The following is a 9,616-nucleotide window of genomic DNA, read 5'->3' as shown; positions in this document are numbered from 1 at the left end:
ACGAAACGGCTCCACGCGATCAGCATGCCCAAGCGACTGGGCCATTAGAGACACGTACTCCTCGAACCGTTTCGTAGAGGCTTCCATCGCTTTCCTCGTAACTCACTTGAAGATAAGCAAATAATGCCTTATTTTTTAACACAGTAGTAATAGGAAGATGGATATGACAATCAAGATAAGAGGACTGCGGTGGTGGATGATCGGGCTGCTGACGCTCGGCACGATCATGAACTACCTGGCGCGCAGCTCGCTGGGGGTCGCGGCGCCCACCGTCATGCAGCACTTGCACATCGACATGCAGCAGTATGGGTGGATTACCGGTGCGTTCCTGGTCATGTATCCGATCGGCGCGCCGCTTACGGGCTACCTGATGGACCGGATTGGCCTGCGGGTCGGCTTCCTGATCTGCGGCGTGGCGTGGTCGCTGATCTGCATTGCGCACGGCTTCGTGACAGGCTGGATCGGCCTCTTCGTCCTGCGAGGGCTGCTCGGACTGGCGGAAGCGGCCTTCATCCCCGCCGGGATGCGCGCTACCGCGTATTGGTTTCCCGCGCGTGAACGCGGATTCGCCGCCGGCGTGTTCAACCTTGGCGCTTCGGTCGGCGCCATCATGGCACCGCCGCTGATCGCCTGGTCGATCCTCATGTATAGCTGGGAGATGGCGTTCATCATCGCCGGCGGCCTGAGCCTGTGCTGGGCGCTGCTGTGGCTCGTGTGCTACCGCCACCCTGACGCGCACCCGGCGCTCGGCAAGGAGGAAGCCGCGTTCATTGCCGCGGGGCAGGAGGGCGATCAAGGTGACGGCACCGGAGAGAAACCCACTATCCGCAAGATTCTCTCGCAGCGCAATTTCTGGGGCATTGCGCTACCTCGCTTTTTTGCCGATCCGGTCTGGGGCACGCTGGTCTACTGGATGCCGCTCTATCTCTATCAGGCTCGTGGATTCGATCTCAAGACGATTGCATTGACGGCGTGGCTGCCGTTTGTGGCCGCGGACCTGGGCTGCATGATGGGCGGCACCATCTCGGCTTACCTGAACAGGCGTTTTGGCACCTCGATCCTCGACGGCAAACGCGTGGCGTTCTCGCTGGGCGCCATATTGATGATCGGGATGGCGGGGGTGGGCTACGTCAAGAGCCCGGGCCTGGCCATCTTCCTGTTGTGCCTCGGCGGATTCGCGCACCAGACCCTGTCGATCTCCGTGATCTCGCTTTCGGCCGATCTGTTTCCGCGCCGGGAGGTGGCTACCGTCACCGGGCTGGCAGGATTCGTTGCGGGGATCGGCAACCTCTGCTTCACCCTGACGATCGGCTGGCTAGTCAGCCGCACGGGCTACACCCCGTTCTTTGTCGCGCTCGGCTGTGGCGATCTGATCGGGATGGTATTGCTTTGGACATTGGTGAAACCCCGGGTACAGGCGCGGGAACGCCAGGTGCCTTCAACGGCGAACGCATAGGGGGCCTTTTTGCAAGCGCGCGCGCAACTCACTCTGGCGTGGCACGTGGCGCCATTCGCGCGCGGCTGGGTAGCTCATATAGATGAGATAGTTGAGATGGTTGAGATGATTGACTTGGCAAGGGATTGCCTCCTATGATGAGGCTGCCCCCACATGGCTCCTCGCCCGCTCATTTTGCTCATCGAAACCCTCCTGTCGCAGACCCGGCTGACTCCCCTCGAACTCGCCTGCCTGGCGCCCATCGTGCTGTGGGCCTATACGATCTTCGGGCTGACCGGGTTCGGCTCTTCCATCATGGCGATGCCGCTGCTTACGCAGATCGTTCCGCTGCGCACCGCCGTGCCGATGATCCTGTTCTTCGATCTCGTTGCCGGGACGCTGCTGGGCATGCGCAGCCGCAGCCATGTACATGTGGGCGAACTGCGCAGGCTGATGCCGAGCGTGCTGACCGGCATGGTTGCAGGCCTGGCGCTGCTGATGTTCGCGCCGGAGCGTCCGCTGCTGCTCCTGCTCGGCCTGTTCGTGCTGCTGTATTCCGCGTGGAACCTGCTGTTCAAGCGCGGCTTCAGCGAGCTGGATCCCAGGTTGTCGGTGCCTTTCGGCGCGGTGGGGGGCATGTTGACCGCAATGTTCGGTACCGGCGGACCGCTCTACACGATCTACCTCGCGGGGCGGCTGCGCGATCCCGCGCAGTTGCGGGCCACCACCAGCACACTGATCGTGCTGACGGCGTTCGGGCGGCTGGTGCTGTTCGCGGTAGCGGGACTGTATGCCAATGCCGCCATCTTCACGCTGGCGGCATTGCTGATGCCGTGCGCCATTGCGGGCTACGTCATGGGCGGCTGGCTGCACCGGCGCATTGCGCCGGCCAAGGTCATACGCGTCGTATGGACCATCCTGATCGCTGCCGGACTCGGCCTGGTTTATCGCAGCGCACTGGGATAGGGCTGCGGCGCATCGCGCCGCTCACCTGCGTGCCACGACCGGCGCGGGCACACCTTCCATCTGCACATTGACACAAGCCGGCCGGCCCGATGCAATGGCGCGCCGCACGGCGGGCAGCAACTGCTCCGGCGCCTGCACGAATTCACCATGTCCGCCGAACGCCGCGCAGACCTGGTCGTATCGCGTGGGCAGCAGTTCGCATCCCACCAGTCTGTCCTTGCCGTAGCTGTTGAGCTGGATCTGGTACTCCGCGTTCCAGCGCGCGTCGTTGCCGACCACGGCGACGAAGGGCAGGCCGTAGCGCACCGCGGTATCGAATTCTGCGATATGAAAGCCGGTGGTGCCGTCACCCATCATGGCAATGACGGGTGCCTCCGGCTTGGCCAGCCGTGCCGCCAGCGCCATGGGCAGGGCGCTGCCGATGGCGCCGGCCGGACCGTTGATGACGCGGTGCGGCGCTTGCAGGCAGGCTTGCGCCCACTGCCCGAATTCGCCGCCGTCGGAGACCAGCACCGCCTCCGGATGGCTGGCCAGGATCGGTTGCAGGGGACTGCACACCTGGACCGGGTGCAGCGCGCCCTTCGACGATGCCGTCCTCCACGGTTCAGGACGGTAGCGGATGGCAGCCTTCACCTCCTCACGCCACGCGTGATGTTGGTCCCGTCCGGCCGCGCCGGCGATCAGCTCCGCGATGGCGCTGCCGGCTTGCGCGTGCCGCGCGAGCAGCAAGCGGGCGCCAGCCGCACGGCGGCTGCGCTCCAGTTCGGCATTGTCCGCATCGATCTGCAGGAACTTGCAGTCGGTCGAGAAGGCGGGAGACTGGCCGAACTTCAGTGTGAAGTCGAGACGCTTGCCCAGCAGCAGTACGCAGTCGGCCTGTGCCAGCATCTGCCCGAATGCGCCAAGGCTCGGATCGTTATTGCCACGGGGGCTTTCCATGCCGACTACCGGAATACCGGTGCGTGCTTCCAGCTCCACCGTGTGTCTGCGCCCGCGCGCGGTGAGCCAGGCGGGGCCGGCGAGGATTAGCGGGCGCTTGGCCGCTGCCAGTGCCGCCAGCACCTCGGACGCCGTCTGCGCATCGAGTGCAGGTGCCTGCGCCGGCGTAGCGATCGAGGCCGGTTCGCCGGCGCGGGCCACGGCGTTTTCCAGCGCATCGGTGGGCAGGCTCAGGTGCACCGGACCGGGCCGTCCGGATGCCGCGATACGCATTGCCAGTGCGATGTCCGCGGCAACCGTATCCGCGCTGGCGCAGGCCCACGACGCCTTGGTGACCGGCGCCGCCATCTCGGCCTGCCGCATTTCCTGGAAGGCGCCAAAGCCGCGCTGGCTGTTCGGCGCATGGCCCGACAGCAGTACCAGCGGCGACTCCGACATCTGCGCGGTATAGAGCGCGGATACCGCGTTGGCGTGGCCCGGCCCGCCGGTGACCATCGCGATGCCGACTTCGCCTGTGATGCGCGACCACGCATCGGCCATGTGCACGGTGGCGGCTTCATGCCGCGTGTGTATCAACGCGATTTCCGCGTCGAGGCAGGCATCGAACACCGGCATGATGTGATTGCCCGACAAGGTGAATATGCGCCTGACGCCGGCCTTGGCCAGTGCGCCTGCCAGCGCATCGGCGCCGCGATGGGACTTCGTCATGGGAGTTCCTATTTAAGCTGGATGTTGAGGGACTTGCCCAGTTGTTCGTACATCGTCACCTGGGCTTCGACAAACCTGCGCGTCTCGGACGGCGACATGACCGTGGGGATCGAAGCAATGGTGAGGACCCCGGTCCTCCACTGCGGATCGCTTGCGACTTTCGGCAGCACCGTGGCCCACTTCTCCACCAATGCGGGATCCATGCCCGGAGGCCCGTACAGCGCGCTCCAGCCGTTGAGCGCTTCGAGCCGGGGATGGCCGGCCTCGCTCGCGGTCGGCACGTCGGGCAGGTCCGGCAGGCGCTGCGGCGAGGTGGTCACCAGCGCGCGCAGTTTCCCGCCCTTGATATTACCGATCAACGCGGTCAGATTGTTGCAGGTGAAATCGACCTCGCTGGAGAGCACCGCCGCAGTGGCCTCGCCGCCGCCCTTGTAGGCAACCTGGACCACGGCCTGTTTGTCGAGCCGGGCCGATTGCAGCAAGGCCTGCGTGGTCAGGTTCAACACCGTACCCGGACCGGAGGTGCTGTAGTTCAGCTTGCCGGGCTGGCTGCGGACGGCGGCAAGCAGGTCGTCCAGCGTCTTGTAGGTGGATGCCGCCCTGACCACGCAGACCACCGGGTTCAGCTCCAGCAACCCGAGCAGCGTGAATTCATTCCATTTGTAGCCCAGGTCGGGCTGCAGCGCCGGCAGGATCGCCTGCGCGCCGACGCGTCCAAGCAACAGCGTCTGCCCGTTTGGCCTGGCGTCGCGCACGAACTGCGAGCCGATGGCGCCGCCGGCCCCGGCCTTGTTGACGACCACCAGGGTTTCGCCAGTCACGTTCCTTACCCCGGCGCTGAGGTTGCGCGCGGACAGGTCTGCATCGCCACCCGCACTGTAAGGCACCACCACGGTGATCGGCCGCCCGGTGACGCTATCGGCCGCAGCAAGGCCCCCGGTGCAGAGCAGTATCGCGGCGAGCGCCGCCGCTCGGAAACCATTCTGTTTCTTGTCCAGGATGTTCATGAGTCTCCTCCACCTGCGCACTACATCAGGCCGCCTCTTCCAGGATCGTCTGCCCCGGAGCGACGCGGGTAAATTGCACGGGGGAGCGGGTCAGCTGCAGCTTGCCGTCGCGCTGGCGCACCACGGTGAAGCTGGAGCCGGGCAGGTCGCCCGTAGCCGGGAAATCCTCGCGGAAATGCGCGCCACGCGAATCCTCGCGGGACAGCGCGGCTTCCACGATGGCCTGGCTCACGCCGATCAGGCTGCTCAGGTTCATCCAGTCGTGCCAGGTGACGTTGAACGCGCGATGGCCGTCTGCCACGCCGGTTGCCTTCAGCGCCTGCTCCAGTTCCGCCAGGCGTTGGCGAGCCCGCAGCAGGCCGTCGCGCGTGCGCATGATGCCGACGTCATCCCACATGCAGTCGAACAGCGCCTCGCGGATTGGCTCGAGGCTGCCCGCCGGTTTGCCGAACGGTGCTTCCATGAAGGTGATGGCAGCCGCGATCGCTGCTTCGTCGGGCGCGCGCAGCGTATTGTGGCGCCGCGTCCAGGCGGCCATGCTGTCGCCGGCGATGCCGCCGAACACGGTCGAGTTGGCCACGCCGTTGCCGCCGAGGCGGTTCGCGCCGTGTACGCCGCCCGTATCTTCGCCGGCGGCAAACAGGCCGTGCAGTTCCGTGCTGCAGTCGGGGCGGAACTGCAGACCGCCCATCATGTAGTGCGCGGTGGGGACCACCTCGACGAGATCGCCGGCGAGGTCGAAGCCGCAGTCCCCGCAGCGCTCGACCATGCCCTTGAACTGCTTGCGCACCTTGTCGGGACCGAGGTGGCGCATCTGGATATACGCGCCGCCATTGGGCGAAGTCCGTCCGGCGCGCATCTCGGCATAGATCCCGCGCGAAACGATGTCGCGCGTGGCGCGTTCGCCGCGCGCGTCGTAGCTGTGCATGAAGCGCTCCTTGTCGCCATTGAGCAGATAGCCACCGGCACCGCGCAAACCTTCCTCGAGCACGGTGCCCGTCATGCGCGTGTCCTTGCCTGCCAGCAACCCGGTGGGGTGGAACTGCACCATCTCCATGTCGCGCAGCGGCAGGCCGGCCCGCAGCGCCATCGCCAGGCCATCGCAGCTCTTGTCGCCCGAGGGTGTGTGGAACTTGTACATGGTCGGCCCGCCGCCGGTGGCCAGCAGCACGGCCTTGGCCTGTACGAACACGAATTCGCCGCTGCGCATGTCGATCATCAGCACGCCTGACAGCGACTGGCCGTCCGGCGTCTTGATCAGCTCGACGGCGCGGTGTTCTTCCAGCCGGTTGATGCCGCGGCTCCAGACCTGCTCGGCGAGGCGGTTGATGATCTCGATGCCGGTCAGGTCACCCTTGTGCACGGTGCGGTCGAAGGTCTGCCCGGCGAATGCCTTCTGGTGGACCGTGCCGTCCGGGTTGCGGTCGAAGAAGCAGCCGAGCTCGTTCTCCAGTTCGTGGATGCGCTCGACCGCCTTGGTGACCAGCGTCCACGCCAGTTCCTGGTCAGACAGCCACTTGCTGCCTTCCACGGTGTCCATGAAATGGCGTTCGACAGAATCGCCCTGCGCCAGCGCCACGTTGTAGCCGCCCTGGACCATGCGGGTGCAGCCGCATTTGCCCAGCAGCCCCTTCACGGCCACGGTGATCGATAGCTCGGGAGCCTGCTGGTGCGCGTGCAGCGCGGCGAACAGGCCCGCGCCGCCGGAGCCGAGGATCAGCACATCGGTCTGCAGTCGCTTGATGGTCTTCATGGCTTTGCCACTCCCAGGCTGGCCAGCACGGCGGCGCGCTGGTCTGCGGTGTTCTGTTTGACCGCCGTGTAGAGGCTGTTGCCGTGGCTGTCCATGGCCACCAGCAGCGGGCCGAAATCGCGGATGCGCAAGCGCCACAGCGATTCGGGATTGAGATCGTCGAGATCCACGTCCTCGATCCGCTCGATCCACGTGGTCTCCAGCGCCGCCGTGCCGCCGATGATTGCCAGGTACACGCCGCCCAGTTCCTGGAATGCCGCCAGCGAGCCTTCGCGCATGCCGCCCTTGCCGACGATCATGCGCACGCCGTTCTGCGTCATCAAGGGACGGGTGAAACGCTCCATGCGGTCGGAGGTGGTGGTGCCGATGCAGACCGGCTGGTAGCCGGCGGGATGTTCGGCGCTGGCCGGCACCTTGCGCACATTGGGCGCGGTGTGGATCACCGCATGACCGCGGAGATCGAAACGCGTCTTGCGGCCGCGGTCGAACATGTGGATCTGGGTGGCGTCGCGGATGCCGTACAGGGTGTCCTGCAGGGTCACGGTGTCATTGACGCGCAGTTGACGGATCTGTGCCTCCGTCACGGGCGTGGAGAGTTCGTAGTGCGCCATGGTCAGAATCCGTAGCTGACGCCGTCAGCGGTGAACGTGGCACTCGCGCGCCGCGCGGAATGGCACTGCATGTTGACGGCAATGGGGTTCATCGTGATATGCGTCGAGGCCAGCTCGACATGCACCGCGAAGGCGGTCGCATCGCCGCCCAGGCCCTGCGGGCCGATGCCGAGCTGGTTCACGGCGCGCGACAGTTCTACTTCCAGCGCCGCGCCGTCATGATCGGCGCATTGCGTGCCGAGCGCGCGCGTGGCGGCTCGCTTGGCCAGCGCCACGCACAGGTCCGAGGTGCCGCCCAGGCCCACGCCGACGATGGTCGGCGGGCAGGTCTTGCCGCCGGCGGCGATCACGCTGTCGATGACGAAGGTCTTGATGGCATCGATGCCTTCGGCGGGGATCGCCATCTTGAGGAAGGAGTTGTTCTCCGAGCCGCTGCCCTTGGGCACCATCTCCAGCGTCATGCGCCCCGGCGTGTCGTCGAAGTCGATATGGATCACCGGCACCTCGATGCCGCAGGATGTGTGGTTGTTCTTGCGCGTCAGCGGATGCACCACGGAAGACCGCAGCGGATGCTCGCGCGTGGCGCGCTCGCAGCCGCGGCGGATGGCCTGCTTGAAGGCGTGCCCGTCGACCGCGATCCCGGCGCCTATCGTCATGTTGTAGATCGGCACACCGGTGTCCTGGCAAAGCAGGTTGTCGGTCTCCTGCGCGATGCGGATGTTCTGGCTCATGGTGGCCAGGACGCTGCGCGCGGTAGCGGAGGTTTCATGTTCATGCAGTCGCGCGATGCCGTCCTTGACGTCGGGCGGCAGTATCTTCAGTGCGCGGATATACAGTTCCCTGGCCGCGTCTTCCAGTAGTGAGAGATCAATGTTCATCAGATTTGCTCCGAGAAACTCCGTCCTTCAGGGCGGGGAGTGGTAGGAGCGCAGCCGCAAGGCTGCTTCTCCTGCGGTTGAGTGCTCACACAATGTTTGATATTGTGTGAGGCATGGAAATTAAGCGTGCATACCGATTCCGGTTCTACCCAACGCCCGAGCAGGAAGTGATTCTTGCCAGGACGTTCGGGTGCGCGCGCTTTGCCTATAACCACATGCTGCGGTTGCGTACCGATGCCTGGTATCAGCGTCAGGAACGGGTCGGCTATCACGAAACATCCGCAGCACTTACTGCGCTCAAGAAAACGCCAGAACATGCGTGGTTGAGCGAAGTCAGTTCGGTTCCGGTGCAGCAGGCGTTGCGCCACTTGCAAGCGGCGTTTGCGAACTTCTTCGCCAAACGTGCGAAGTACCCGAATTTCCGCCGCAAAGACGGTGTGCAATCTGCCGAGTACACGACGAGCGCATTCAAGTGGGATGGCGCTTCGCTGAAGCTGGCGAAGATGGATGCGCCGCTGGTTATCCGCTGGTCGCGCATGATCCCCAAAGGCGCGAAGGTAACGACAGTCACGGTGTCGAAAGACACAGCGGGGCGATACCACGTCTCGATGTTGTGCGACGCTGCTGTAGCCGCCAAGCCGAAGTCGGCCAGCAAGGTCGGTATCGACCTGGGGCTTACGCATTTCGCCATTCTTTCGACCGGCGAGAAGATCGCCGCGCCGAATGGGTTTCGCAAAAACGAAGCCAAGCTCGCCAAGCTGCAACGGCGTCTTGCAAAGAAGGAAATGGGTTCCGCCAATCGCAGGAAGGCGAAACTCAAAGTTGCACGCATGCACGCGAAGACGGCAGATTCCCGCAGGGACTTCCTGCACAAACTTTCGACCCGGTTGATAAACGAAAACCAAGTGATCGCCATCGAAAGCCTTGCCGTCAAAAATCTCGTGAAGAACAAGCGCCTCTCGAAGTCAATCAGCGATGCGAGCTGGACGGAATGCGTCAGGCAACTTGAGTACAAAGCGCAGTGGTACGGGCGCACGCTGGTTGGCATCGACCGCTGGTACCCATCCAGCAAGCGGTGCAGCGATTGCGGGCATACCGTTGCCAAGATGCCGTTGAATGTGCGCTCGTGGGCGTGCCCGGAGTGCGGGTCGATCCACGACCGTGACATCAACGCTGCGCGCAATGTTTTGGCCGCTGGACTGGCGGTGTCAGCCCATGGAGAAAGCGTAAGTCCCATGTCTCTCTGAGATGATTTAGGGTTGCCGTCTGTGAAGTGGGAATCCCCTTTCCTTTAGGGAGGGGAGCAGTCAAGCCTGTCC

Annotated in this window: 8 protein-coding genes; 3 read left to right on the top strand and 5 right to left on the bottom strand. The window is 64.6% G+C overall.

What is annotated here, in order from left to right; genetic code table 11:
- The first annotated feature begins 163 nt into the window (after window positions 1–163).
- Window positions 164–1,456: an MFS transporter gene (locus AC1DQ3_RS11260; RefSeq protein WP_477120265.1), complete on the top strand. Its 1,293-nt coding sequence runs from the start codon at window positions 164–166 to the stop codon at window positions 1,454–1,456.
- A gap of 153 nt (window positions 1,457–1,609) precedes the next feature.
- The gene (locus tag AC1DQ3_RS11255) at window positions 1,610–2,401 is read left to right on the top strand and encodes a sulfite exporter TauE/SafE family protein (RefSeq protein ID WP_477120264.1); all 792 of its coding nucleotides are present in this window, start codon (window positions 1,610–1,612) and stop codon (window positions 2,399–2,401) included.
- A gap of 21 nt (window positions 2,402–2,422) precedes the next feature.
- Here AC1DQ3_RS11255 and AC1DQ3_RS11250 read toward each other — a convergent pair whose 3' ends face one another.
- From AC1DQ3_RS11250 to AC1DQ3_RS11230, 5 genes are read right to left on the bottom strand one after another with little or no spacing between them, the layout of a single operon-like run.
- Window positions 2,423–4,048, bottom strand: a complete 1,626-nt coding sequence (locus AC1DQ3_RS11250) for a thiamine pyrophosphate-binding protein (RefSeq protein WP_477120263.1) — start codon at window positions 4,046–4,048, stop codon at window positions 2,423–2,425.
- Between the two features lie 8 nt (window positions 4,049–4,056).
- Entirely contained in the window at window positions 4,057–5,055 is a 999-nt protein-coding gene (locus tag AC1DQ3_RS11245) for a Bug family tripartite tricarboxylate transporter substrate binding protein (RefSeq protein WP_477120262.1), read from the bottom strand.
- A gap of 25 nt (window positions 5,056–5,080) precedes the next feature.
- A complete protein-coding gene (locus AC1DQ3_RS11240; protein WP_477120261.1) occupies window positions 5,081–6,808 on the bottom strand; it encodes an L-aspartate oxidase in 1,728 nt (575 codons plus the stop codon).
- The gene (locus tag AC1DQ3_RS11235) at window positions 6,805–7,419 is read right to left on the bottom strand and encodes a FumA C-terminus/TtdB family hydratase beta subunit (RefSeq protein WP_477120260.1); all 615 of its coding nucleotides are present in this window, start codon (window positions 7,417–7,419) and stop codon (window positions 6,805–6,807) included. The genes AC1DQ3_RS11240 and AC1DQ3_RS11235 overlap by 4 nt, the downstream gene beginning before the upstream one ends.
- Window positions 7,420–7,421: 2 nt before the next feature.
- Window positions 7,422–8,297, bottom strand: a complete 876-nt coding sequence (locus AC1DQ3_RS11230) for a fumarate hydratase (RefSeq protein ID WP_477120259.1) — start codon at window positions 8,295–8,297, stop codon at window positions 7,422–7,424.
- Between the two features lie 113 nt (window positions 8,298–8,410).
- Here AC1DQ3_RS11230 and AC1DQ3_RS11225 point away from each other — a divergent pair, with 113 nt between their 5' ends.
- Window positions 8,411–9,544 (top strand): RNA-guided endonuclease InsQ/TnpB family protein, encoded by a 1,134-nt coding sequence (locus tag AC1DQ3_RS11225; RefSeq protein WP_477120258.1) that lies wholly within the window; start codon window positions 8,411–8,413, stop codon window positions 9,542–9,544.
- The last annotated feature ends 72 nt before the right edge of the window (window positions 9,545–9,616 follow it).

Source organism: Cupriavidus sp. 01T418, assembly GCF_056398885.1.
This window is presented reverse-complemented; position numbering and strand designations above follow the sequence as displayed.

Bases quoted from the DNA above. Each gene is read 5' to 3' on its own strand.
- AC1DQ3_RS11260 (WP_477120265.1), top strand. From the start codon at position 164: ATGACAATCAAGATAAGAGGACTGCGGTGGTGGATGATCGGGCTGCTG.
- AC1DQ3_RS11255 (WP_477120264.1), top strand. From the start codon at position 1,610: ATGGCTCCTCGCCCGCTCATTTTGCTCATCGAAACCCTCCTGTCGCAG.
- AC1DQ3_RS11250 (WP_477120263.1), bottom strand. From the start codon at position 4,048: ATGACGAAGTCCCATCGCGGCGCCGATGCGCTGGCAGGCGCACTGGCC.
- AC1DQ3_RS11245 (WP_477120262.1), bottom strand. From the start codon at position 5,055: ATGAACATCCTGGACAAGAAACAGAATGGTTTCCGAGCGGCGGCGCTC.
- AC1DQ3_RS11240 (WP_477120261.1), bottom strand. From the start codon at position 6,808: ATGAAGACCATCAAGCGACTGCAGACCGATGTGCTGATCCTCGGCTCC.
- AC1DQ3_RS11235 (WP_477120260.1), bottom strand. From the start codon at position 7,419: ATGGCGCACTACGAACTCTCCACGCCCGTGACGGAGGCACAGATCCGT.
- AC1DQ3_RS11230 (WP_477120259.1), bottom strand. From the start codon at position 8,297: ATGAACATTGATCTCTCACTACTGGAAGACGCGGCCAGGGAACTGTAT.
- AC1DQ3_RS11225 (WP_477120258.1), top strand. From the start codon at position 8,411: ATGGAAATTAAGCGTGCATACCGATTCCGGTTCTACCCAACGCCCGAG.